Source organism: Kitasatospora sp. NPDC057940 (assembly GCF_042887425.1).
GTDB lineage: Bacteria > Actinomycetota > Actinomycetes > Streptomycetales > Streptomycetaceae > Kitasatospora.
In genome coordinates, this window is sequence record NZ_JBHVPH010000007.1 from 56,353 (window position 1) to 81,687 (window position 25,335).

Consider the following 25,335-nt stretch of genomic DNA (forward strand, 5'->3'; position numbering starts at 1 on the left):
ACGGGAGCCCGGGTAGGTAGCTTGCGTCTGTGCAGGTCAGCGAGATCGCTGACCTGCACAGACGTAGTCAGCACGAAAGCTCCCGCCACTTCAGCCCGTCGTGATGCGCGGTGGGCCTCTCGATTGCTTCTTGCGGGGCCCTGTCGGCGGGTGGGGCCGATCGGGTGAAAGTGGGGGGGTGTGCGTTGCGTCGGGGGAGGGACGGTCGGACGGTCGGATGAACTTCCGAAATGCGCATTCACTTCCGGACCGGGCGGATCGCCTCGGTGCTGGCCCTGCTGGCCGGTTCGCTGCTCGGCAGCAGCGTGCTGGCGCCGCCGGCCCAGGCCGCGATCTCTTTCACCAAATCCGTCGACAAGGCGACCGCCTCCCCGGGGGAGAACGTCACCTACACCCTCCGGTACACCTGCTCCATCACCGAGTGCACCAACGGGCGGATCGCCGACACCCTGCCGTCGAACATGCAGTTCCTCGGCTGGACGCCCGACCCCTCCTCGGTGGACCAGGCCGCCTCCACGGTGCCCGCGGCGGGTGCGATGGGCGGCGCCATGGACATCAGGCTCAAGGACCTCAGCCCGGGTACCACCGCCACCATCACGGTGACGATGAAGTACCCGAACTTCACCACCCCCGACGGGGCGGCCTCCACCAACTCGGCCACCATGACGGCCACCGGTGAGCCCAGCCAGACCGCCACGGCCGACACCAAGGCCCAGGTGCAGCCGCAGTACACGGTGACCAAGGGCATCCAGACCTCCAGCAGCGACGGACGCACCGTCACCTACCAGTTCAGTGCCTGCGCCACCGACCTGGTGCCCAACGTCGACCTGGACACCAGCCGGCTGCTGGACACCCTGCCGCCCGGCGCGGTGGTGGACACCGGACGCTCGCCCGGCTGGAGCCAGGTCGCGCCCGGCCCCAACACCTGGGGCTACGACATCGGGGAGTTCCGCTCCGGCAACGGGCGCGGCGGCTGCCGGCTGCCGGGCGTGCTGGTCGTCAACTACCCGGAGGCCGACTTCCCGGACGGGACGACCTCCGACAACACCGTGGACCTGTACGGCGACCCGATCGGGCCGGACACCGAGCGCAAGCTCGACACCGCCGGCACCACCACCGGCCAGTTCCGGCCCCCGGCCACCGGTGTGATGGTGACCGCCGGCAAGGTGTGGCGCGACGGCGTCACCTCCGGCGACATCAACTCCTTCAGCCTGTCGGCCACCAACACCTCCGGCCCGGCCACCAGCCTGACCATGACCGACCCCGGTGCCGGCACCACCGACGGCCTGTACAACTGGCTCTTCCCGCAGTCCCTCCAGCTGGAGCCGTGGAACCCGACCAGCATCGGGCTCACCCTGCAGTACCGCCTCGACGGCGACCCGACCTGGCTGACCTTCAGCCCGTCCAGCCCGCTGGACGGCTCCACCACCCGCCGGATCACCTTCGTCCAGGGCGCCGGCGACCCGGCCCGCGACGAGCTGGGCATCCCGGCCGGCCGCCGGCTCGACGGCCTCCGGTTCACCTGGGACGGCCCCATCCCGACCGGCTGGAGCCCGGGCAACTCGGTGCAGGTGATCGCCCAGGTCGTCACCCCCGGCCACGACGGGCGCCCGGCCCCCAGCCCGCTGACCAACTGTCTGGACACCACCGCCGGCGACGGCACCAGCACCTCCGCCGCCAACGCCTGCGCCTCGACCACCGTCACCGCCGCCACCAACCTGGGCGCGGCCAAGACCACCGTCGCCGGCGAGCTGTCCGCGCCCGGCGGCATGGCGACCTTCCAGGTGATCCCGTACAACCGCAGCGGTCGCGACCTGACCCGCCCGCTCGTGCTGTACGACGTGCTCCCGGCCGGTGTCGTCTACGTCGAGGGCTCGGCCCGGCCCGACCCGGGCTACCCGGACGCCAAGGCCCCCCAGTCGATCACCGTCACCCCCGGCCCGGACGGCCGCCAGATCGTCAGGATGGAATGGCCGCCCGGCGCGCCCGACATGATGTACCTGCACGACGCGCTGGCCTACCGGATGCTCTTCGACGTCCAGGTCGCCAGCAGCATCCGCTCCGGCGAGCTGACCAACGACCTCTACGTCACCGTCGACCACCCGACCGCGCCGGTCGCCTGCATGTTTTCCGGCTCCGACAGCGGCGTCCCGGACCTGCTGGACCTCAACGGCAACGGCGACACCTCCGAGCTGATGTGCCACGACTCCTCCCGGATCCAGGTGGACGTGCCGAGCGTGCTGCGCTCGTACAAGGAGGTCATGGGCGACCTGGACGCCGACTACGTCAGCATCGGCAGCGCCACCCCCGGCGGCCGGATCTCCTACCGGATGACCGTCCGCAACGACTCGCCCGACCCGGTCACCGACTTCATCGCCTACGACAGGCTCCCCACCCCGGGCGACAACTACGTCCTCACCCAGGACGCTCCGCGCGGCAGTGCCTGGACCCCGTCGCTGAGCCAGCCGATCACCACCAGCGACCCGACCGTGGGGATCGAGTACACCACCGACCCCAACCCGTGCGTCGACGCCGCCCTGGTCAACCGGACCGGCTGCAACGCCGGCGCCACCTGGAGCAGCACCTTCCCCGGCCCGGGAACGGCCACCTGGTTCCGGGTCCGCCGCCCCGGCAGCCTGGCCTCCGGCGAGGCCTTCACCCTGACCTGGCCCATGGTCGCCTCGGTGGACGCCCCCGACGGGGAGTACGCCTGGAACAGCTTCGCCTTCACCGCCACCGACGCCAGCGGCCGCCAGCTGCTGCCCGCCGAGCCGGCCAAGGTCGGCGTCGCCGTCAAGCAGGTCAAGCCCTCCGACAACGCGCTCGGCGACTTCGTCTGGCAGGACGTGGACGGCTCCGGCATCCAGAAGCCCGGCGACCCGGGCATCGCCGGCGTCACCGTGAAGCTGCTCGACGGCAACGGCCAGCCCGTCCGCGACAAGAACGGCAAGCCGGTCACCACGGTGACCGACCAGAACGGCCACTACCTCTTCGACCACCTGCCCGACGGCAGCTACGCGGTGCAGTTCGACCTGTCCACCCTGCCCGCCGGCGCCGTCGTCACCAAGCGGGGCGTCGGCACCGATCCGGCCAAGGACTCGGACGCCGACCCGGTCACCGGCATCACCCAGACCGTCACGCTCAGCGGAGGGCAGCGCGACCTCGACCTCGACATGGGCGTGATCCTGCCGACCACCCCCACCGGGTCACCGTCGCCGTCCCCGTCGCCGTCCCCGACCTCCTCGCCGTCCCCGACGTCGTCCCCGTCGCCGACGTCCTCGCCCTCGCCGTCGCCGTCGACGTCCCCCTCGCCGACCGCGACCCCATCCGGCAGTACGTCCCCGACCACCGGCCCGACCCACAGCACGAGTCCGTCGGCGAGCGGCGGGACGCTGCCCAACACCGGCGGCTCGGCGCCCGACGCGCTGATCGCAGCCCTCGGCGCCCTGGCCGTCCTGGGCGGTCTGGCGCTGTGCGCGGTGGTCTACCGCCGGCCCGGACGACACAGCTGACACCGGCGACGGACAACTGAACATCAGACCGACGCGCCAGTGGCGCCGCCCCCAGCGGCGCCACTGGCGCGTTGGCGGAGGCGGCCGGGCGGGGATGGCAGGCAGGAGGGCAGGGCTGGTAACCGGGGGCTCGGGCTTCAGGAGTCCACCCGGCGAAGGCCTACGGGCGCTCCGGGGTCAGCGCCAGGACGGCGAGGTCGTCGGCGAGCAGGCCGGCGTACTCGTGGACGTCCTGGGCCAGGAAGGAGACCAGCCGGTCGGGCGAGGTGGTGCCGAGGCCGGCCAGGCGGGGGGCCAGCGGGTAGAAGGCGCCGGTGGCGTCCCGGGCCTCGCTCACGCCGTCGGTGTAGAGCAGGACGGTGTGGCCCGGGGGCAGCGCGACGGCGGTCGGCTTGCCGCGCTCGTCGGGGGGCCCGAGGTGGGCCAGGCCGAGCGGGAGTTCGTCCGTGCAGGACACCGGGGTGATGGTGTGCCCGGTGAGCAGCAGCGGGGTGGTGTGGCCACGGTTGACGATCTCCACGCAGTCGGAGCCCGGCCGGTACTGCAGCAGGACGGCGGTGACGAACAGCTCGTCGTCGCCCCGGTCGGCGGCGTCGCGCAGGACGGCACGGTCCAGCTGGTCGGCGAGGTCGACCAGGTCGGGGGTGTCGTGCGCGGTCGCCCGGAAGGCGCCGAGCACGTCGGCCACCGTACGGACGGCGCCGAGGCCCTTGCCCCGGACGTCGCCGAGCAGCACCCGGACGCCGAAGCGGGTGTCGCACACCTCGTACAGGTCCCCGCCGACCAGGACCTCGGCCTGGGCCGGGCGGTAGAGGCCGGCCACCCGCAGGCCGCCCGCCCGCTCGGGCACCGGGCGCAGCACGGTGCGCTGCAGGGTCTCGGCGACGGTACGGGCTTGCAGCAGGGTGCGGTTCTGCCGGGTCCGCTGCCAGGACAGGGCGGTGCCCATCACCCCGGAGAGCAGCGTGGCGATGTAGACCCAGACGTGGTGCTGCTCGTCGATGTGGCCCGCCCGCACGGCCAGCACCAGTTGCAGCGCCAGGGCGCCGACCGTGGTGGTGGCGGTCAGCACCGGGCCGTAGCTGAACGCCGCCACCACGGGCAGCGCGGTCAGCAGGAAGCCGGCCGCGACGGCGTCCGGGACGATCGCCTCGGCGGCCAGGTCGAGCAGCAGGAGGAGCACCGGCAGCCAGGGCACCCAGCGCGGTGCCCGGGGTTCCACGGCCGCCGGATGCTCCGGGCGGGGTGCTACGGGCACGGTGGGGTCCTCCTGGCCGACCGGTCCGGTATGACCGGTTCGTCCCTCCATGCTCTCCCACGGAGCACCCGGCCACGAATGGCCGAACGTCCCGGTTTCCGGGGCCGACCGGGCCCGGAAGCGGGGCGTCAGGGCCGGTCGGCGGACGGTGACCGGCCCCGCCCCGGCCGGCGGACGGGCCGGCAGCAGGAGCGGCGGACGGTCAGCGGCGACCGGGCCGGCGGGTGGTCAGCGGCGGGACGGTCGTCAGCGGACGATCACCGGCAGGGTCTCGAAGCCGCGCAGGACCAGGCGGTCCCGCCGGGCCGGCACGCCGCCCGGGGCCAGCCGGGGGAAGCGGTCGAGCAGGGCGGGCACCGCGACCTCGGCCTCCAGCCGGGCCAGCTGGGCGCCCAGGCAGTAGTGCGGGCCGCCGCCGAAGCTCAGCGGCTGGCTGTCCCGGCGGGTCGGGTCGAACACCTCCGGGCGGTCGTACCGGGCCGGGTCGTGGTTGGCCGCGCCGAGCAGCAGGAGCGCCACGTTGCCGACCGGCACGGGCAGCCCGTCGACGGCCAGCCCCTCGGCCAGCGCCACCCGGGAGGTGAGCTGGACCGGGGAGTCGAAGCGCAGCACCTCGTCGGTGAACCCGGCCGGGGTGATCGCGCCGCTGCGCAGCCCGGCGGCCGTCTCCGGGTGGCGGAACAGCAGGGCCAGGCCGTTGCCGAGCAGGTTGGTGGTGGTCTCGAAGCCGGCCACCAGCAGCAGCACCAGGTTGGCCAGCAGCTCCCGGGCGGGCAGCCGCTCCGGGTCGTCGACGGCGATCCGGGCCAGGTCGGTGACCAGGTCGTCCTGCGGGCGGGCGAGGCGCTCGGCGGCCAGCTCGGTGAAGTAGCCGGCCAGTTCGTCGGCGGCCTCGTCCGCCGCGGTGAGCTCGGAGCGGTCGTCGATGAACTCCAGGGCGACGGTGAGGTCGGAGGCGAGGTCGCGGAAGCGGTAGCGGTCCCGCTCGGGGACGCCGAGCAGTTCGCAGATCACCCCGACCGGCAGCCGGAAGGCGAAGGCGTCCATGAAGTCCACCGGCGAGCCGTCGGCGCCCTGCTCGGCCATCTCGTCCAGCAGCCCGGCGACCGCCGCCTCCACCGCCGGGCGCAGCGCGGCCACCCGGCGGGCGGTGAAGACCGAGGCGATCAGCGAGCGGACCCGGGGGTGGTCGGGCGCGTTGCGCTGCAGGATCGAGCGGCCGAACAGCGCCAGCGACGGGTGCTCGGCGAACTCCGGGGTCAGCTCCGCCATCATGTCGGCGGTCGCGACGGCGAAGGCGGGGGTGCGCAGCACCTTGTCGGCCGCGGCGTGGCCGGCCACCAGGAAGGTGTCCGGCCCGGCGGGCGCCGCCGCGCCCAGCGCGTGTGCCCGCGCGTACAGCGGGTACGGGTCGGCCCGGCCCTCGCTGGTCAGCAGTTCCTCGATGATCGCCGCGCCGTCCATCCGGTGCTCCCCTCCCAGTGGCCACGTTCCTGCTGCGTGAACCACCGGAGGGTGCGGCGGAGTTCCCGTCCGGCGGGGGTACCGGGGCCGGCCCGGGTGCGCGTCCGGCCGGGGCTCCGGGCCGGGCGGGTTGGCGCCCGGCCGTCGGGGGGCTCGGTAGGGTTGCCGGTATGGAGATCTGGATCAACCCGCGCTGCGGCAAGTGTCGGTCGGCGCTCGGCGAGCTGGAGGCCGTGGGGGCCGAGTACACCGTGCGGCGCTACCTGGAGGACCCGCCGACCGCGGCCGAGCTGGAGCAGGTGCTGGAGCGGCTCGGCCTGGAGCCATGGGACATCACCCGCATCGACGAGCAGGTCGCCAAGGACCTGGGGATGCGGAAGTGGACCCGGGAGCCGGCGGACCGGGACCGCTGGATCGCGGCGATGGCCGAGCACCCGATCCTGATCCAGCGCCCGATCATCACCGCGGACGACGGCCACGCCGTCGTGGCCCGCACCCCCGAGGCGGTCAAGTCCGTCCTGCCGTAGCAGCGCCGCGTCCGGAGCCTCCGGGGTGTCCGACGCGTCCGGGGCCGGTCAGTGCAGCTGGATCCGCTGCACCGGCCGGCCCGGGTGCCAGTTGAGGATCCACAGGTGGCCCTCCCCCACGGCGGTGTGCACCACCTGCTCCAGGTCCAGCCGGAAGGCGTGGAAGGCGGTCGGCGGCGGCTCGGGCAGATCGGCCGCGTAGGCGGACAGTTCGGCCTCGTCGGTGATCTCGACCGCGCGGCCGGAGACCTTGGAGTCCCCGCCGGCCATCGTCTCGTCCCCCGGGTGGGCGTGCAGCGCGAAGCGGCCGTCCCGCTGGAGGTCGCGCGCCTTGGCCGAGCCGTGCATCGACCCGAGCATCAGGTCGGCGCCGACGAAGGCGACCTCCGTACCGCTCACCCGGGGCGAACCGTCCTTGCGCAGCGTCGCCAGGACGTGGTGCTTCTCGGCTTCGAACCGGGCCCGCACGAGGGGGGCCAGCTCGGGTGCCTGCTGCTCGAAATCCTGCCAGGTCGCCATGGCGCCAGTCTGGCACCGGGCACCGACAACCGCCGGGTGTCAGGGGCCGGTGCCAGACTGGCGGAGTGACCACCACGACCACGTACATCGCGTTCCTGCGGGCGATCAACGTCGGCGGCCGGACGGTGCGGATGGAGCGGCTGCGGGCGCTCTTCGCCGAGTTGGGGCTCGGGGGCGTGCGCTCCTACATCCAGAGCGGCAACGTCTTCTTCAGCACCGACGAGCCGGACCGCGCCGCCCTCACCCGGCGCATCGAGGAGCACCTGGAACGCTCCCTCGGCTACCCGGTGCCCACGCTGCTGCGGACGGTCGACGAGGTGGCCGCGCTGCTGGCCGCCGAGCCGTTCAAGGGCGTCGAGGTGACGCCCGACGTCCGGCTGGTGGTGGCCTTCCTCTCCGAGCCGCTGCCCGCCGACCTCGCCCTCCCCCGCCTCTCGCCGAAGGGCGACCACGAGGTGGTCGGCGCCGACCCGGGCGCCGCGTACGTGGTGGTCCACCTGCGGGACGGCAGGTGGGTCACCGGGGAACTGTTCGGCAAGGCCTACCGGGGTGCGGTCACCTCCCGGTTCCTGCACACCACCGAGAAGATCCTGGCGGCCGCCCGGAAGGGCTGACCTCCTGATCCCCGCTCCGCCCGCCCCGGCCCCCACGACCGGCCGGCCACCCGGCCCGCCCGGAACCGCGGTGGCGCACCGGGCGTCTGGAGTGCAGTGACGTACTCACCGTGCGCCGGCACCCGGCGTGATCTGGACAGTCCGAGCCGGCCGAGCCGACAATCGGGCCATGACGTCTCCTGAGTTCCGCACCGGCGCCGTCCGGCCCTCCGGCGCGGTCCGCCCCTCGGACGCCGAACGGGACCAGGCGCTCGGGGTGCTCAAGGACGGAGCGGGCAGCGGACGGCTGTCGCACGACACCTTCCTCGGCCGGATGGAGATCGTCCTGCACGCCACCAGCCGGGGCGAGTTGGACGAGGCGATGACCGGGCTGCCGACCGGGAGCCCGGTCGAGCGCTTCCTGCTGCGGACGGTCGGCCGGGTCTCCGCGTTCGGGGACCGGCTGCGCCGGGCCTGGCGCACCGAACGGCTGCCCGGGCTGAGCCTGCCGGAGACCGGGGCCGGGCAGTTGACGATCGGTCGGTTCCCCGGCTCGGGGCTGCGGCTGCACGACGCCTCGGTGTCCCGACGGCACGCCGAACTGCGGCGCGAGGACGGCGGCTGGGTGCTGTACGACCTGGGCTCGACCAACGGCACGCACGTGAACGGGCGCCGGATCGCGGGCGGGGCGCGGGTCCGGCCGGGCGACCAGGTCCGGTTCGGGAACCTGGAGTTCCGGCTCGCCTCGGACTGAGTCGCGCCCTCGGCCGGCCGGTACGGGCCTGAGCGGGCACCGGGGAGGCGTCGCACGGGCGGGCGGACGTGCGGGCGGGCGGACGTGCAGGCGGGCGGACGGTGAACGTCAGCCGCGGGTGACGTGCAGTTCGGCGTAGCGGTCGCCCTTGTCCGCCTTGCGCAGGGTGACCTTCGCCGCGCCGACCGCGGTCTCGGCGCCCTTGCCGACGGTCTTCCGTTCGTCCCCGACCGCCACCTCGGCCGTGCTGTCGGTGATGTGGCTGACGGTCATCTTCACGGTGCGGTCGCCGCCGAAGATCTGGAGGGACTTGGCGGCCTCGGCGTCATCGGTGCGGACGACGACGTCGCAGCTGTCGTCGTCGAGGCAGAGCGCGGCACCGCCGTCGCAGGCGGTCAGTCCGGCGCCGAGGGTGAGGACGGCGCCGGCGGCGAGGAGCGCCCGGCGGTGGGCGGCGGGCCCGAAACGGCGCCGGGCACGGGTTCGGTGGGAGTTCGGGGTGTTCGCTGTGGTCATGGCGTCGACGGTAGGCGCACGGACGCGCGCCGCCATCGGCCGTCGGCGGTACGCACCCCCTGGCCGGCCCCGGAGCGCCCGAACAGCCGCGACCCCGAGGGCGATGGGTCGAATCCCCTAGGGGACGAGGGGAGTTGGAACTGCGGGGATCGGATTCCGGAAAGGCTCGGCATATGCCTATGGGGTATGCCACGCGCGTAGATCGACGGGCCGCGAAAAGGACCGGCGGTCAGTCGGCGACACCGCCCAGGTCGCTGCCCCGCGCACCGGCCGGGCTCCACAGCGGCGCCATGCAGCGCTGGTAGGTGGCCTGCCAGTGCGGCCAGTTGCGGGCCACGTCATCGTCGCACTCGGCCAACAACCGCTCCACCAAAGCCGGTTCCACACCCTCCAGCAGCCAGGCCAGCGCGTCCGCCGTCCCCGGGCCGTCCGCCGAGCGCAGCAGGTCCATCAGCTCGCCCAGGCCGCCGAGCCGGGAGCCCTCCGGGACCACCCGCTCCATCCGGGGCAGCAACTGGCGCTCCTCGATCCGCAGGTGCGTCTCCAGCCGGGCCGCCAGGTCCTCCATCGCGTACGCCACCGGCCAGGCGCTGCCGGTGTCCCGGCTGGCGATCCGCACCAGCGTGGTGACCCGGGTGAACGAGTGGTCGAGGTTGTGATGGTCCGCCTCCAGCCAGTTGAGCAGCAGCCGCAGCTCGGGGGCGAAGCGGCGCACGATCGGCCAGATCCGGCTGTCCTGCTGCTCGTGGTGGCAGGTCAGCATCGCGGTCACGAAGCTCCAGTGCCGCAGCAGCGCCTCGCCGGCGTCGTCCTCGCCGGGCTGGAGCAGCCGCAGGGCGTTGGGCAGTCGGGCGAGGTCCCGGCGCAGCGCGGCGTGCACCAGCCGCAGTCCGGCGAAGCGGGCCGTCACCGGCTCCTCACCGACGGCCCGCACGGGCACGGCCGCGCCCCGGGTGTCGACCCCGGACCCCGCCTGCTCGGGCACGGAGGGGGACGGCTGGGGCAGTAGATGGATCGGCATGGCACTCTCTTCACGACGTCGTGGGGCGGGCGGGGCCAGCCGGTGGAGCGGCCCCATCCAAGGTGCTCACAGTCGATCAAAAGTGAATCAATGTCCGATTGACGCGCAGGTCACAGGCATGCGCGCGGGGAAGCCGCGCTGCGCGGGTGCCGCCCCGCGCCCGCCCTCCCCGGCCTCCGGGCGCTGCCGGAACGCCGTGGGCCCGGGGCACCTGGGTGCCCCGGGCCCACGGCCTGCGGGTCGCCGTGCGGACGGCCGTACGGCTCGCCCTGCGGCTGGGGTCAGTCGGCCTCCGGGCCCGCCAGGTTCTTGGTGAGCCACTGCAGCGTGTCCGGGATCATCTTCTTGAAGTCCGAGGTCAGGTGCTTGCCGCCGGGCTGCTCGTAGTACTCCAGCGACACCGGCGGGGCCGCCTTGGCAACCCAGCCCTTGACCAGCTTGGTCTCGTACGGGTTGGCGCCGCCCGCGGTGACCAGCATCTTCACGTCGGCCTTGCCCTGGGCGACCAGCACGTCGGGGTTGTTGGCCTGCCGCTCGGCGTCGTGGCCCTTCCACAGCCCCGAGTCGGGAACGTAGTAGCCGTCGATCGGGACGGCGGCCTTGTAGACGTCCGGGTGCTGGAGGGCGAGCTTGGCGCTGCAGAAGCCGCCGGTGGAGGCGCCCATCACGCCCCAGCCGTCGCGGCCCTTCACGGTGCGGAAGTTGGCGCGGACGAAGTCCGGGAGGTCCTGGGACATCCAGGTGCCCATCTTGGGCTGGCCCGGGATGTCGGAGCAGTCCAGCGCGTTGTGCTCGTCGCTGTTGAAGTTCTGCACCGGCATGATCATGATGAACGGGTGGGACTTGCCCGCCTTGACCAGCTGCTCGTTCTCCTCCTGGATCGGCAGCTGGTTGTCGGTCCAGGTGTTGTAGCCGTTGCTCTGGCCGCCCGCGAAGAGGGTGAGCACCGGGAAGCCGGTCTTGGCGAACTTGGGGTCGTTGTACTCGGGCGGCAGCCAGACCCAGACCTTGCCGGAGACGCCGGACTTCGCGCCGGTCACCGTGGTCACCATGATCGGGCCGGCGGAGGTGTCCCGGGCCTTGCTCAGGGTGGCGGCCGGGCCGGTGGGCATCAGCACCTTCCCGGTGGCGGCCGCGGGCTCCGCGGTGGTGGGCGCGGGCGTACCGCCGCCACCGGCACCGGGCGAACCCCCCGTGGCGCTGCTGCCGGTCGCACCCGGGGTGCCGGCCGCCTTGGCGCTGTCCCCCTTCCCGCCACCGGAACTCCCGCAGGCCGCCAGCGAGGCGGCCAGGGCGAGCACGGCGGCGCCGGTCAGGACGGTGCGGGAACGGGACGACTGCCTAAGCACGGTGAGGACTCTCCGACCGATGACACGCCCGGTCCGTCTGACCGGGCTGTGGCCCCCCGGTGGGGCCGGACAGACCGGGGGCGCGGCGCTGGTGCGGTCCCCGGGGTGGTGGCGCGTCCTCCCTCGCGGTGGCGCGCCTTCCTGCGATCTTATGACGTGGACCGGGGTGGCCCGGTTGCGCGGTGGCCACCGGAAATCCAATGTTTGTTCGCGATCAGGTAAAGGCCTTCACCACTCCCCCCGGTCGGCGGGGGCCGGACGGCGGGGAGCACGGTCCGAGGCCTGTCCGGGGGTGCGATTTTTGGGGCCTTCGACCAGTGACGGCGGCCCCCTCATCCGCAACGATCGGCTCACGCCCAACCGACCCGCGCCCAGCCGAAGCCGAAGCCGGAACTGAAGCCCGGCAGACCCGAGCAGACCCGAGCAGACCCAGGAGAACGCCATGCCCCAGCAGATCGCCGTCGTCACCGGAGCCGGGAGCGGAGTCGGCCGGGCCGTGGCGGTCGAACTGGCCGCGGCCGGCTGGCGGCTGGTGCTGGCCGGCCGGCGGGCCGAGCCGCTGCGGGAGACCGCCCACCTGCTCGGCACGCCGACCGCGGTGGTGCCGACCGACGTCACCGACCCGGCTGCGGTGGACGCGCTGTTCGCCGGAGCCGTCGAGCGCTTCGGCCGGGTCGACCTGCTGTTCAACAACGCCGGCACCTTCGGCGCGGCCGTGCCGGTGGAGGACCTGGAGGTCGAGGCCTGGCGGGCGGTGGTCGACCTCAACCTGACCGGGGCGTTCCTCTGCGCCCGGGCCGCGTTCCGGCAGATGAAGGCGCAGGACCCGCAGGGCGGCCGGATCATCAACAACGGCTCGATCTCGGCGCACGTCCCGCGCCCGAACTCGATCGCCTACACCGCGACCAAGCACGCCGTCACCGGGCTGACCAAGTCGCTGTCGCTGGACGGCCGCCCGTACCGGATCGCCTGCGGGCAGATCGACATCGGCAACGCGGCGACCGACATGACCGCCGCGATGAGCACCGGGGTGCGGCAGGCGGACGGGCGGATCGCGGTCGAGCCGACCATGGACGTGGCCGACGTGGCCCGCACCGTCCGGCACATGGCCGAACTGCCGTTGGAGGCCAACGTGCAGTTCGCCACCGTGATGGCGACCGCCATGCCGTACGTCGGGCGGGGTTAGGGCCCGCCGTCGGCCCCCGGCGTCAGCCCGCCACGGACTCGCGCAGCCGCTTCTTGTCCGGCTTGCCCACCGACGTCAGCGGGATCGCGGCCACGAGGTGCAGGGCCTCCGGCGCGTAGATCCGCCCCTTGTGGGCCGTGACGAACGCCTGGACGTCCGCCAGCTCGGGCCGCTGCCCCGACGCGGCGACGACGGCGACGTGGACGTGCTCCGCCTCCTGCGCGTCGCGCACCCCGAAGACCGCGCACTGCGCGATCGCCGGGTGGGTGAGCAGCAGGTCCTCGACCTCGGACGGGTAGACGTGCCCGCCGACCACGATGATCTTGTCCTTGAGCCGGTCGGCCAGGTAGAGGTAGCCGTCCGCGTCGAAGTAGCCGATGTCTCCGGTGTTCAGCCAGCCGTCGCGCAGCACCTCGGCGGTCAGGTCGGGCCGCTTCCAGTACCCGGCCATGACGGTGTCCGAGCGGACGTGGATCTCGCCCTGCTCCCCCGTCGGCAGCTCGGTGCCGTCGGCGGAGCGGATCACCACCTCGACGCCCGGGAGGGGGCGGCCGACCGCGATCTGGCCGCCGTGCCCGACCCGGTCGTGCTCGTGCGGGGCGAGCATGCAGATGTTCTGCGCCTCCGACTGCCCGTAGCCGCTCCACAGGACCGGCCCGAACACCTTGAGCGCCTCGCGCACCCGGGTGGGCGAGGCCGCGCAGCCGCCGTAGGAGACCCGGCGCAGGCTGGACAGGTCGGTGCGGCCGATCGCCGGGTGGTCGAGCAGCTGGTAGAGCAGCGGCGGCAGCACCCACAGGTCGGTGATGCGTTCGCGCTCGATCGCGGCCAGCACGTCGCCGGGGTCGAACGAGCGCTGGAGGACGACCGCGCCGCCGTGGTGGAGCGTCAGGTCGGAGAAGAGCCCGGCGAGGTGGGCGAGCGAGGTGGCGGCGAGGAAGCGGGGCGCGTCGCTCTCCATCCGGCCGGGGGCGTCGAAGACCTTCCGGTAGGCGCCGTGCAGGCTGCGGATGCCCTTCGGGATTCCGGTGGTCCCGCCGGTGTGCCGGATGCCCCAGTCGTCGTCCGGGCCGACCCGGACGGCCGGCGGCTCGGCGGGCCGGTTCGCGGCGGCGGCGATCACGTCCTCGCCGATCGCGTCCGGTCCGGGGCCGAGACGGAGAACGGCCGGCACGTCGAGCAGGGGCAGCAACTCGGCGGCCACCGGGTACCGTTCGGCGTCGACGAGCAGGACGGCGGTGTCGACGCTCGTCGCGATCTCGGCCAGGGTCGAGGCGCTCATGCCGTCGTAGAGGTTCACCACCCGCGCACCCGCGAGGCCTGCCGCGTAACGGGCGCTCAACGCCTCGGCCGTGTTGCCGGCGAGCAGGGTCACGGTGTCGCCGTGCACCACGCCCCGGGCGATGAGCTCGTGGGCGAGTCGGTAGGTGGCGGCGGCGAAGTCACCGGCGGCGAGTTCGACGCCGTCGGCGGTGGTGATGGCCCGCCGGTCGGGGCCGGCGGCGAGGGACTGAAGAATCAGGGCGGGAGCGCTGACGAACCCCGGTTCGTTCACGGCCACTTCTTCCTTGCAGTTTGCAACCATGTCCTCACCCTAACCCAACCCCGCATCCAGGGCCGGGAGTTATAGCCGATGGCGATCACTCGTCGTGCGAGTGCCGGTAGCGGAGCGAGCCGGTGCCGTCGTCGTCCAGCCGGTAGACGCTGGTGGTCGGCCAGTACTCGCCGCTCTCCGCGGCGGGCAGGCGGGCCCGGAGCAGCATCCGCAGGGCGGGCGGCGGGGCGGCGGCGTTGACGCGCTTGCGGTGGCCGTCCCAGCGGCCGCCGCACAGTTCGAGGTCGAGGACGAGGGAGGTGGTTCTCATCCCGCGATCGTGTCAGCGCCGCCTCGCCGCCCGAGGTTTGAACCGGCACGGCCACCCACACGAGGGACCCCCGTCAGGCCAGGCTGACGGGGGTCCAGGGGCGGCCCGAGGGCGGGCGGACAGGCCTACGGCCGCCAGGTGTCGTTCAGGGTGACCGGGCCCGAGGCCGGCGCGGTCGCCGTCCGGTTGGCCCCGGACTCCCAGGTCACCGCGCCGCTCGCGTCCTTGCGGACGTACTTGTACTGGAAGGCCGTGCCGGCGGGCAGCCCGAGCGACAGCGACCAGACCGGGTAGCCGGCCGAGGAGAGCGGCAGCGCCTTGGCCGGGTCCCAGCCGCCGAGCGCGGCGATGTCGCCGACCACGTAGATGTTCTGGCCGTTGACGGTGGTCGCGTTGACGTTGAACGAGGCGCCGGAGGTGCTCGCCGCCCCGCCCGGGCCGTACAGCGCGATCGCGTCGCCCGCGCCGACCGTCGCGGTGAACTGCCCGTTGGCGCCCACCTGGTACGTCGGGCCGGTGCAGCCACCGCCCGACTGCGGGTCGCCGTGCTGGACGTCGCAGTAGGTGCCGGCCGCGAGCCCGGTCTGGAAGGTCCGGGTGATCGGGCCGCTCTCGTGGTTGAGCGCGACGTAGCCCTTGTTGCCGCGGCCGAAGGCGATCGCGTTGTTGCCGTTGGACCACCAGTTGGTCACGCCGGTGCCCGCGACGGCGTTGCGGAAGCCGACCATGTTGGCGATCTGCCGCCAGGCGTGGGTGCAGTTCCAACCGTCCTGGTAGCAGGCGTTGACGGTGCCGCCGTTGGGCGGGCCGGCGTCGTTGTTGGTGAAGGCGTAGCCGGAGTAGACGTTGGGCGCGCCGTACGGCGAGGCGAGCAGGAAGACGTTGGCCAGCGTGTAGGTGTTGCCGTAGGTGTAGTTGAGGGTGGAGCCGTTGCGCTCGGTGTCCCAGTTGTCGATGAAGGAGCGCGCCTGGCCGCTCGGCAGGTACCCCCAGGAGGCGCCCCAGCCGGACAGGTTGGCGAGCTTGTCGCTGGTGAACATCCGCTTGAGGTCGGTGCCGACGCGGAACTCGTCGACATCGCCGGTGCCGGTGTACTCGGTGGGCTGGACCGGCTCGCCGGCGCCGTAGATGACCTCCTGCACCCAGTAGGCCTTGGGGTTGGCCGTCTTCGCCTTGATCGCGGCGAGGTCGCCGGCGGCGATGTGCTTGGCGGCGTCGATCCGGTAGCCGTCGACGCCGAGGGAGCCCAGGTCGTCGAGGTAGCGGGCGATGGTCTGCTGGACGTACGCGCTGCCGGTGTCCAGGTCCGCGAGGTTGACCAGCTCGCAGTTCTGCACGTTGGAGCGGTCCTGGTAGTTGCTGATCGGCTGGCGGCAGGAGTGGAAGTCCTGGTCCTGGTAGGTGCCGGGGTAGGTGTACTTGGTGTACGCGGTGCCGCCGGTGCCGGTGCCGGAGCCGGCCGTCATGTGGTTGACGACGGCGTCGGCGACGACCTTGACCCCGGCGGCGTGGCAGGTGTCGACCATGTTCTTGAAGGACGTCCGGTCGCCGAGCCGACCGGCGATCCGGTAGCTGACGGGCTGGTAGGAGGTCCACCACTGCGGGCCCTGGATGTGCTCCTGGGGCGGCGAGACCTCGACGAAGCCGTAGCCCTTCGGGCCGAGCGTCGAGGTGCAGGCCTGGGCGACGGAGTCGAAGCGCCACTCGAAGAGGGTGGCGGTGACGTCCTTGCCGTTGTCGGCGGGTGGGGCGGCCTGGGCGGCGGGGGCGCCGAGGGAGGTGGCGAGCGAGAGCGCCAGGGCCGCCGAGGCGGCGAGGGCGCCGGCCGCGCGGGCGGTCCGGCGGGTGGGGGCGGTGGTGACCACGTCGTCTCCTGGGGGTGGCTGGGGTGGGGGCAGCCGGGGGTGGGCCGTGCAGGAAGAGCTATGCAGGAAGTTTCTGTAACTTGCCGGAAACTTGCAGCGCTGAACCTAGGGCCGCCGGGAGAGAGCGTCAAGGGCTCGGGAGGAACGTTTCTGCACCGCCTGGGCCCGGACGCACGACAAGGGCCCGGCAGCCGTAGCCGCCGGGCCCCTCACCTGTCCTGGTTCACCGGGCCCGCGGGGGCCCGGTCCGGACTCAGCCGGTCTGGATGGAGGTGTCGTCGATCACGAAGCTCGTCTGCAGCGAGGCGTCCTCGGTGCCGGTGAACTTCAGGGTGACCGTCTGGCCCGCGTAGGACGAGAGGTCGAAGGTCCGCTGCTGGTAGCCCGCCGCCGCGTCCACGTTGGAGTACGTCTTCAGCGTGGTGCCGTTCACCGCCACGGTCAGCTTGTCGTACGCGGTGCTGCCCGTCTCAGCGGTGTCGATGTGCAACCAGAAGCTCAGCGTCGCCTTGCAGCCCGCCGGGATCGTCACCGTCTGCGACAGCGTGTCGGTGTGCGAGGAACCGTAGCCGTTCAGCCACGCCTTCCACGAACCACCGTGCGCAGCCTGCGAGGAGCTGTTGTCCACGACGCCGGAGCTGGTCGTCCACGGCGCCGCCGAGCCCGTCTCGAAGCCCGCGTTGCCCAGCAGCTGCGCCGGCGTGCAGGTGCCGCCACCGCCACCGGTCACCGTCCACGTGAAGCTCGCGGTACCGGACTTGCCCGCCGAGTCCTTCACCGTCACCGTCACGTTCGACGAGCCCGCCGTGGTGGCGGTACCGGTGATCGCGCCGGTGGAGGCGTTGATCGCCAGCCCGGCCGGCAGACCCGTCGCACTGTACGACAGCGGCGCCGTACCACCGGAGGCCTTGATCTGGAGGTTCACCGCACCGCCGACCGCGGTGGACTGGTTGCCCGGGCTGGTGACGGTGATGCCGCCCGGGTTGGGCAGCGAGCCGACGCTGACGGCGGCCCAGGCGGTGGCGACCGCGTTGTACTCGGCGCTGTTCGCGCCGTACAGGTCGGTGGCCGCGTTCAGGGTCGCGGTGCGGGCGGCGGCGTAGTTGGTGGTGGAGGTCATGTACGCGGTCAGCGCCTTGTACCAGACCTGCAGCGCCTTGTCGCGGCCGATGCCGGTGACGGTGATGTTGTTGACCGTCGGGCTGTTGTAGTTGAAGCCGTTGATGGTCTTCGCGCCGCTGCCCTCGGACAGCAGGTAGAAGAAGTGGTTGGCGACGCCGGACGAGTAGTGCACGTCCAGGTTGCCGACGCCCGAGTACCAGGAGTCGGCCGAGGTGCCGTCCTTGGAGGGCTTGTCCATGTAGCGCAGCGGCGTGCCGTTGCCGTTGATGTCGATCAGCTCGCCGATGAGGTAGTTCGGCGGGTTGGCGGGCAGGTTGGCGTAGAACTCGACGCCGGTGCCCATGATGTCGGAGGTCGCCTCGTTGAGGCCGCCGGACTCGCCCGAGTAGTTCAGGTTGGCGGTGGCGGAGGTGACGCCGTGGCTCATCTCGTGGCCGGAGACGTCGAGTTCGGTCAGCGGGTGGGTGTCGCCCGAGCCGTCGCCGTAGGTCATGCAGAAGCAGCTGTCGTCCCAGAACGCGTTGACGTAGCCGGTGTCGTAGTGGACCCGGCTCATCGCGCCGACGCCGTCGTTCTTGATGCCGGTGCGGCCGAAGGAGTTCTTGTAGAAGTCCCAGGTGACGGCGGCACCGTACTGGGCGTCGACGGCGGCGGACTCGCGGTTGCTGGCCTGGCCGTTGCCCCAGGTGTCGCTCGACTTGCTGAACAGCGTGCCGTTGCCGGAGGTGCCGTTCTTCATGTCGGTGGTGTACTGGCCGCCGCGGGTGGCGTCCTTCAGCGAGTACGTCGAGCCGCTCTGGGTGGTGGTCAGCGGCACGTTGCCGACGAACACGCCGTTGCCGGTGCCGCGCTTGATGCCGTCGGCCTTGCTGAGCACGTCACCGGTCTTGGCGTCGGTGACCACGTGCAGCTTGCTCGGGGTGCCGTCGGACTCGCGGCCGGAGACGACGGTCTCCCAGGCGAGCTTCGGGGTGCCGTCGGCGGCCCAGACGACCAGCCGCGGCGCGGTGTCGACGGCGGCGCCCTGCTCGGCGGCGAGCGCGGCGGCCTGGGCCTTCGGCGCGGCCTGGGCCGGCGTGGTGTCGACGCCGCTGAGGTTGGCCTCGCTGGCCTTGGTCACGCTCTTGGTGGCGCCCGCGGCGTCCTGGTGGACGATCAGGTCGCCGCCGAGCACCGGGAGCCCGGCGTAGGTGCGCTCGTAGCGCAGGTGGCGGCCGCCGTTGGTGTCCTGGACGACGTCCTTGGTGACCAGCTTCTCCTGGCTGCTCAGGCCCAGGGCCTGGGCGAAGGACGCGGACTGCTGGTTCGCGGAGGCGATCAGCGCGGCCCGGGTCGACTGCTGGGCGGCGACGGCGGACGGGGCGTCGGGCGTCGCGGCCTGCGCGATGACCGGTATGCCGGTCACCAGCAGCGCGGTGGTGGCGGCCATGACAACCGCTGCCTTCCGGGCGTGAGCGTAACGGGACATGCGGACTCCTTTTCCGACCGGCGCGGGTTCGCACCGGTGGAGAGAAACCTGGGCCGCAGGGTTGCGGCGCAGTGGGGGCCCCCGCCCGCGGTGTGCGACGGGGGTGCGATTGCGGTGCTCACAAGTCGTGGCAGGTTTGGGACGCGCTGCACCTGAACTGGTCAGCCGCACCGGGGGGTGGGGCCCCCTCGTCTGCAGCCGCAGGAATCGTGGCAGCAAACGAGTCGTTAATGACAGATGCATGCCACGGAATGGCCGATTCATTACCGAAACCGTATGCATGACTGTTCATCAGTTGTGTTACCCCTTTGAGAACTCATGAACACGGTTTTCATGATCCGGGGAATGTTCGATCACTTCCGGAAGTCACTGACCAGCGCTCAGGGTCCCCGCCCGCATTACCCGGTGGCCGACGGCGCCGGGCGGGGGCGGCACATCACGCTTCCGGCCGTGCCATCGGTGCTTTCCGGCCACCGGGCGGCCAAAACGAAACGGGTCCCGCACCGCCACGACGGCGGTGCGGGACCCGGGGGTTCCGGCGTTCGTCGATCAGCCCTGGACGAACACCGCCACGGTGCGGCCCGGCACGGTGAAGGTGCCGGTCGCGGCGTCGAAGCCGGACTGCTTCACCACCGCGTCCGCGCCGCCCGCCTGGACCGGGTGCAGGGCCTGGCCCGTCCCCTTCAGGGCCGCCACGGTCTGCGTCTGCGCGGTGGGCGTGGCGTTGAACACCACGGTGACGCCCTTCTCGGCGCCCTTCAGCCCGGTGCCGTCCAGGTGCAGGGTGATCACCCCGGGCGTCTCACCGGGCGTGCCGGAGAGCGGGTAGGACAGCCGCTGCTGGACGGCGGCCAGGGTGGGCAGCGAGAACAGCGGCGAGGACTGCTTGATCCGCAGGAACTCCTGGTACTGCGCGGAGGTCGCGCGGATGTCGGCCGCCCCCACGGTCAGCCGCGGGTTCGCCAGCAGGGACTGCGCGGTCGGCCACATCTCCTTGTTGTCGGTCGCCGGCGGCAGGCCCCGGCCCCAGCCGTTGCCCTGCGACGGGTCCCAGTGGATGGCGTTGAACCAGTCGCCCGAGTCGTAGGAGTTGGCGTCCAGCGACTTGGAGCGCAGCAGGTCGCTGCCGGCCTGGGCGAAGCCCGCGCCCTGGGTGAGCGCGGTGAGCGAGAGCCCGAGCGCCTGCATCCGGGCCCGGTCGGCGGGCGCGGTGCCGGTCGGCAGCTTGTACGCGAGCGCGTCGAACAGGTCGGTGTTGTCGTGGGCGTCCACGTACTCCACCGCCTCGCCCGGCTTGGCCGCGTACCCGGTCGGGGCTCCGTTGTAGTCGACCTGCGCGCCGGTGACGGCCCGGCCCGAGCTGTCGGTGAAGGAGTAGCCGGCCAGGTTGCCGGTCAGTCCGACCTTCAGCTGGTCCATCTGGTGCAGCAGCCGGTCCTTCTGCTCCTGCGGGGTGCCGTTGGCGGGCGAGCCGTTGGGGTCGGTGTACAGGCCCGAGGCGAAGCCCTGCTGCGGGGCGGAGTTCAGCATGAAGTTGCCGCCGCGGGCGGCGTCGCGCATCCGGTCGTCGAAGGTGGCGATGCCGGTGCCGGCCAGGTTCAGCTGGGTGGCCTGTTCGAACCGGGCGTTGTTCGCGACGACGCCGAAGTTCCAGCCCTCGCCGTAGAGGAAGACGTTCTTCCCGTCGATGCCGTCCGAGGCGGGCGTCATCTTCCGCAGCGCGGCCTGCACGTCCAGCATGGTGGACTTCGGGTCCAGGCCCATCAGGTCGAAGCGGAAGCCGTCGACCTTGTACTCGCGGGCCCAGGTGGTCACCGAGTCGACCACGAGCCGGTTCATCATGGCGTGCTCGGGCGCGGTGTCGGCGCAGCAGCTGTCCGCGGTGACCTTGCCGTTGCCGTCCAGCCGCTGGTAGTAGCCGGGGACGACCTTGTCCAGCACCGAGTGCTCGGCCTGGCCGCCGGCGGCGGTGTGGTTGTAGACCACGTCCAGCACCACCCGCAGCCCGGCCTCGTGCATCGCCTGCACCATCCGCCGGAACTCGACGGTGCGCGCCGTGCCGTTCGGCTCGGTCGCGTACGACCCCTCCGGCACGGTGTAGTGCAACGGGTCGTAGCCCCAGTTGTACGCGTCGTCGGCGGCGACGGCCGCCACGCACTCCTGCTGCTTCGGGCCGTCCGGGGGAAGGGACTTGAGGTCGCAGGCCGGCAGCTTCTGGTCGGCCCGGTTCTCCCGGATGGTGGCGATGTCGAAGGTCGGCAGCAGGTGGACGGTGGTCACCCCGGCCTGGGCGAGCTCCCGCAGGTGCCGCATGCCGGCCGACTGCGACTCGGTGAACGCCAGGTAGGTGCCGCGCTCGGCGGCCGGGACGGTGGTGTCCTCCACCGAGAAGTCCCGGACGTGCAGTTCCTGGATCTGCTGCTGCGCCGGCGGGACGGCCTTGGGGACGTTCTGCTCCTCCCAGCCCGCGGGCTTGAGCTCCTTGGCGGCGAGGTCGGCGACCAGGCTGCGCCCGGAGTCGGTGGACAGCGCGACCGAGTACGGGTCGGTGACGGTGTTGACCACCACCTGCTGGACGGAGGGCGCCCAGACCTTCACCTGGTACAGGTAGTACTTGCCGTCCAACTCGCCCTTGTCGCGGACGACTTCCCAGACGCCGGTCTCGTCGTCCAGCTTCAGCGGCAGCGTCTTCGGGGTGCCGCCGGTCGCGCCGTCGAAGACCTGGACGGACACCTCCTGCGCGGTCGGCGCCCACACCGACAGCGCCACCTTGCCGTTGTAGTAGGCCGGGCCGAAGTCCACCCGGCCGGTGCGGCGCGCGTAGAGGTCGTCCAGCACGCCGGGGGTCTGCACCCCGGTGGCGGCCAGCACGGCGCCGCTGGGCAGGTGTTCGGTGAACAGCAGCTGGCTGCGCAGCGCGGCCGGGACGCGGCCGGTGTCCCGGGCGTCCACGGTGAAGGCCCGGTAGCCCGCCAGGTGCGGGAACGCGGCCTTCTGCGCGGCGGTCAGGCCGCCCTGGGCGGCGTTGAGCCGGATCCACCGGCCGGGCTTGGTCAGCACGCCCTTGTCGGCGCGGATGCCGCCCTCGGGGTCGTACACCAGCTGGGCGCTGGTGCCGCCGGCCAGGGCGGCGTCGCCCGCGCCGTAGGCCGCCGGGACGACGACGGTCCTGGCGTCGATCCACTGGGCCTTGGCGGTGCCGAGGTCCACCTGCGCGGAGGCGGCGGCGTTCTGCGGCAGCAGGTGGCCCTCGCGGCCGCCGAGCAGCCACACCTCGCGGCCGTCGACGGCGAGGTCCAGGGACTGGTCGGTGGGCAGGTCCTTGTCGTTGCCCTTGTGCAGGATGTAGCTGAGGCTGGTCGCGCCGGGGGCCAGCGGCACCTCGAAGACGGCGCCGAAGGCGTCGCGGCGCACCGGCATCAGCGGCTTGCCCCAGTCGGTGGGGGTGGCGGCGCCGGTCCAGTCGTGCAGGCCCCAGCCGTCGTAGTCGCCGTCGGGCCGGTTGTAGTGGAGGACGGCGGTGTTGGCGGGCTGGGTGTTCGCCGGGCCCGGGTTCGCGGTGCGCACGGCCGGGTCGCCCTGCCGGAGCCAGACCTCGCCGGTGGCGCCGACGTCGACGTGGCGGTCGGCGTCGACGTCCTTGACGCCGTTCTTCTCGACGACGAACCCGACGTCCGAGGCGCCCGGCTTGAGCTTCACGTAGGCGAAGGCGCCGTACGCGTCCCGGCCGGTGAAGGCGTGCCCGGCCGGCCACGGGGTGGTCTCGCCGTCGGCGAGGTCGCCCCAGGCGTAGAGGTTCCAGCCGTCGTAGTCGCCGTCCGGCCGGTTGTAGTGCACGACGGCGTACGGGCGGGCGCCGGCGGTGGGCACCGGCTTGGGCGCGGGGGCGCCGGTGGTGAAGCTCGCGGTGGCGGAGCGCAGCCGACCGCTGGAGTCCTGGACGACGGCCTTGTAGCGGACGACCGTGCCGGGGGCGGTGGCGCCCAGGTCCTGGGTGACCAGGTTCCTCCCGGTGTCGGCGGTGCCCAGGGTCTGCCAGGGCCCGGTGCCGATCTGGGCGGCGAAGGTGACGCGGTTGAAGCCGCCGCCGGTCGTGGCGCCGACGGTGACGGTGCCGCTCGAACCGTCGGCCGGCGGCTGCACGGAGAGCTGCGGCGCCGCCGTGGTGGGTGCGAGCGCGGCGCCCGCCTTGAACACCACCGAGGAGAGCGCCGGCACGGTCACGGTGACCTTGCGGTCGGCGCCGGAGGTCACCTTCCCGCCCGTTGCCGGGTAGATCCGGTCGAAGCCCGTCCCGGCGGAGAAGGTGTCCAGGGTGACGGTCTTCGCCTCGGCGGCGTTGTTGACCGCCACCAGGTACTCGGTCCGCTGCCCGGCGTCGATCCGGGAGAAGGCGTACACGCCCGCGCCGTCGGCGGCGTAGCGCTCGATCTGGGCGCCGTCGGCGAGCGCCGGGTTGTCGCGGCGCAGCTTGGCCAGCGCGGCGACGTCCTGGTAGAGCGCGCCGCCCTGCCCGTACCGGTCGGCCGGGCCGGAGGGGCCGCCGAGCACCCGGTCGCCGTTGTAGGAGGGCGTCTTGGAGGCGAACATGTCCTGCCGGGCGTCCTGGTCGCCGCCCGCGCCGGTGAAGCCCTGCTCGTCGCCGTAGTAGACGACGGGCTGGCCGCGGGTGAGGAACTGGAGCTCGGTGCCGAGCCGGTCCTTCTTCAGCAGGGTGGCCTCGTCGGCGCCCGGGTTGTCGGCGAGCAGGAAGGAGCCGAACCGGCCCATGTCGTGGTTGCCGAGGAAGGTCGGCAGCTCGTACGCGTCGGTGTCGGCGGTGGTGTAGCGGTAGTCCTGGCCGTAGACGTCGGCGAGGTTCTTCGCCGAGCCGCCCTGGGAGACGTAGCTGCGGGCGGCGCCCTGGAACGGGAAGTCCAGGGTGGCCTGGAGCTTGCCCTTGGTGACGTACGGCGAGGTGATCGCCGGGTCGCCGGAGTAGACCTCGCCGAACATGAAGAACTTCTTGTTGCCCTGCTTGGCGGCGAAGTCCTTGAGGGCGGGCGCCCACTGCTGCCAGAACGCCATGTTGACGTGCTTGACGGTGTCGATCCGGAAGCCGTCCACGCCGGCGTCCTTGACCCACTGCTGGTAGACCTTCTCGAAGCCCTTCACCACCCGGGGGTTCTGGGTGTCGAGGTCGTCCAGGCCGCTGAAGTCGCCCTCGGTGGCGGACTCGCCGACGAAGGTCGAGTCACCGCGGTTGTGGTAGAGCGCGGGGTCGTTGAGCCAGGACGGGGTCTTGGCCGTGGCGTCGGCGGGCTTGCGGAAGACCGGGGTGTAGGGGAAGGAGTCCTTGGTGAGCCGCGGCCAGGGCGCGCCCGCGTCGGCGATCGCGGTCTCGTCGACGGGGTTGCCGTCGGCGTCGAGGGTCGGGTAGGCGCCGACGGAGCGGTAGCCGTGCTGCTGCTCGGCGGCGTCGATGACGTCGGCGGTGTGGTTGGTGATGACGTCGAAGAAGACCTTGATGCCGCGGGCGTGGGCCTTGGCTATCAGGTCCTTGAGCTGGTCGTTGGTGCCGAAGTGCGGGTCGACCTGGGTGAAGTCGGTGATCCAGTAGCCGTGGTAGCCGGCCGAGGCCTGGTCGCCGCTGCCCTGGACCGGCTTGTTCTTGAAGATCGGGGCCATCCAGATCGCGGTGGTGCCGAGGTTCTGGATGTAGTCGAGCCGCTGGATCAGGCCGGCCAGGTCGCCGCCGTGGTAGAAGCCCTTGTCGGCCGGGTCGAAGCCGTGGTCCAGCCGGCCGCCGGTGATGCCGCCCGTGTCGTTGGCGGGGTCGCCGTTGGCGAAGCGGTCGGGCAGGACGAAGTAGAACTGCTCGCGGGTGAGGTCGTGCCGCCCGGCGGTGGCCGCCAGGGCGGCGTCCGAGGGCGGGGGCGGCGGGGCGGCGGCGAGGGCCGCGGGGGCGCTGCCGAGGGTGGCGGCGGTCAGCGCGGCGGCCAGCAGGACGGCCGTGCGGCCGGGTCTGCGTCGGGGGGTGCTCCGCCGGGGGCGGAGCCGGACATCGGCCACTGAGGGTCTCCCTTAGGGGAAGGGGTGAGCGAGTTCCCTGGAAGCTAGCGGCCTGCAATATGTTTCAGCAAGATGCAGAAACCGTTTCGTTCCGGGAAACTCCAGGCCAGGACCGTTGCTGCCACCCCGATTACGCCCTTGGAGCGGTCGGCGTAACAATGGGACGTATGCCTGTCCCACCGGTAAGCACCAGACCCGACCTCACCCCCTACCCCGGTGGGAGCCTCCCCCTAGCCCTCAAGGGGGACGGCCGGTGAAGAATCCA

The 25,335-nt window shown here is 72.5% G+C and carries 15 protein-coding genes and 2 pseudogenes; 5 read left to right on the forward strand and 12 right to left on the reverse strand.

The annotated features are described in order from the left end of the window. Positions 1–230 precede the first annotated feature (230 nt). Positions 231–3,170 (forward strand): annotated as a pseudogene (locus tag ACFVTF_RS13815) (SdrD B-like domain-containing protein); the annotation flags it as partial. An 86-nt stretch (positions 3,171–3,256) separates the two neighbouring features. Here the strand turns inward: ACFVTF_RS13815 and ACFVTF_RS13820 are convergent. From ACFVTF_RS13820 to ACFVTF_RS13830, 3 genes and pseudogenes are all read right to left on the reverse strand, one after another. Further along, a pseudogene (locus ACFVTF_RS13820) lies at positions 3,257–3,403 on the reverse strand (hypothetical protein); the annotation flags it as partial. Positions 3,404–3,672: 269 nt separating this feature from the next. After that, positions 3,673–4,770: a PP2C family protein-serine/threonine phosphatase gene (locus ACFVTF_RS13825; RefSeq protein ID WP_387813290.1), complete on the reverse strand. Its 1,098-nt coding sequence runs from the start codon at positions 4,768–4,770 to the stop codon at positions 3,673–3,675. A 246-nt stretch (positions 4,771–5,016) separates the two neighbouring features. Next, positions 5,017–6,234 carry a cytochrome P450 gene (locus ACFVTF_RS13830; RefSeq protein WP_387813292.1) on the reverse strand — a complete coding sequence of 406 codons (1,218 nt, stop codon included), beginning with the start codon at positions 6,232–6,234 and terminating at the stop codon, positions 5,017–5,019. Positions 6,235–6,404: 170 nt separating this feature from the next. Here ACFVTF_RS13830 and ACFVTF_RS13835 point away from each other — a divergent pair, with 170 nt between their 5' ends. After that, positions 6,405–6,761 (forward strand): arsenate reductase family protein, encoded by a 357-nt coding sequence (locus tag ACFVTF_RS13835; RefSeq protein ID WP_380374634.1) that lies wholly within the window; start codon positions 6,405–6,407, stop codon positions 6,759–6,761. Positions 6,762–6,809: 48 nt separating this feature from the next. On the opposite strand, the gene ACFVTF_RS13840 is transcribed toward ACFVTF_RS13835, so the two are convergent. After that, complete coding sequence (locus ACFVTF_RS13840; RefSeq protein ID WP_387813296.1) at positions 6,810–7,280, reverse strand: pyridoxamine 5'-phosphate oxidase family protein; 471 nt, start codon at positions 7,278–7,280, stop codon at positions 6,810–6,812. Between the two features lie 65 nt (positions 7,281–7,345). On the opposite strand from ACFVTF_RS13840, the gene ACFVTF_RS13845 reads away from it, so the two are divergent. Then, on the forward strand, positions 7,346–7,894 hold the full coding sequence (locus tag ACFVTF_RS13845) for a DUF1697 domain-containing protein (RefSeq protein WP_387813299.1): 549 nt from the start codon (positions 7,346–7,348) through the stop codon (positions 7,892–7,894). 169 nt (positions 7,895–8,063) lie between these two features. Beyond that, positions 8,064–8,627: an FHA domain-containing protein gene (locus tag ACFVTF_RS13850; protein ID WP_387813302.1), complete on the forward strand. Its 564-nt coding sequence runs from the start codon at positions 8,064–8,066 to the stop codon at positions 8,625–8,627. Between the two features lie 108 nt (positions 8,628–8,735). Here the strand turns inward: ACFVTF_RS13850 and ACFVTF_RS13855 are convergent, their stop codons facing one another. The 3 genes from ACFVTF_RS13855 to ACFVTF_RS13865 form a co-directional block, all read right to left on the reverse strand. After that, positions 8,736–9,143 carry a hypothetical protein gene (locus ACFVTF_RS13855; protein WP_387813305.1) on the reverse strand — a complete coding sequence of 136 codons (408 nt, stop codon included), beginning with the start codon at positions 9,141–9,143 and terminating at the stop codon, positions 8,736–8,738. Positions 9,144–9,372: 229 nt separating this feature from the next. After that, a complete protein-coding gene (locus tag ACFVTF_RS13860; protein WP_387813308.1) occupies positions 9,373–10,164 on the reverse strand; it encodes a hemerythrin domain-containing protein in 792 nt (263 codons plus the stop codon). 281 nt (positions 10,165–10,445) lie between these two features. Next, entirely contained in the window at positions 10,446–11,513 is a 1,068-nt protein-coding gene (locus tag ACFVTF_RS13865; RefSeq protein ID WP_387813311.1) for an alpha/beta hydrolase, read from the reverse strand. Positions 11,514–11,955: 442 nt separating this feature from the next. Between ACFVTF_RS13865 and ACFVTF_RS13870 the strand changes: the two genes are divergently transcribed. Next, on the forward strand, positions 11,956–12,699 hold the full coding sequence (locus tag ACFVTF_RS13870) for an SDR family oxidoreductase (protein WP_387813314.1): 744 nt from the start codon (positions 11,956–11,958) through the stop codon (positions 12,697–12,699). 22 nt (positions 12,700–12,721) lie between these two features. On the opposite strand, the gene ACFVTF_RS13875 is transcribed toward ACFVTF_RS13870, so the two are convergent. The 5 genes from ACFVTF_RS13875 to pulA all read right to left on the reverse strand — a co-directional run bounded on the left by ACFVTF_RS13875 (position 12,722) and on the right by pulA (position 25,070). After that, positions 12,722–14,284, reverse strand: a complete 1,563-nt coding sequence (locus ACFVTF_RS13875; protein WP_387813317.1) for an AMP-binding protein — start codon at positions 14,282–14,284, stop codon at positions 12,722–12,724. A 55-nt stretch (positions 14,285–14,339) separates the two neighbouring features. Continuing rightward, entirely contained in the window at positions 14,340–14,564 is a 225-nt protein-coding gene (locus ACFVTF_RS13880) for a hypothetical protein (protein WP_387813320.1), read from the reverse strand. 125 nt (positions 14,565–14,689) lie between these two features. Then, entirely contained in the window at positions 14,690–16,429 is a 1,740-nt protein-coding gene (locus tag ACFVTF_RS13885; protein WP_387813324.1) for a carbohydrate-binding module family 20 domain-containing protein, read from the reverse strand. 253 nt (positions 16,430–16,682) lie between these two features. After that, on the reverse strand, positions 16,683–19,019 hold the full coding sequence (locus ACFVTF_RS13890; protein ID WP_387813327.1) for a M4 family metallopeptidase: 2,337 nt from the start codon (positions 19,017–19,019) through the stop codon (positions 16,683–16,685). Positions 19,020–19,568: 549 nt separating this feature from the next. Continuing rightward, positions 19,569–25,070, reverse strand: a complete 5,502-nt coding sequence (gene pulA / locus ACFVTF_RS13895) for a pullulanase-type alpha-1,6-glucosidase (RefSeq protein WP_387813330.1) — start codon at positions 25,068–25,070, stop codon at positions 19,569–19,571. Positions 25,071–25,335: the final 265 nt, after the last annotated feature.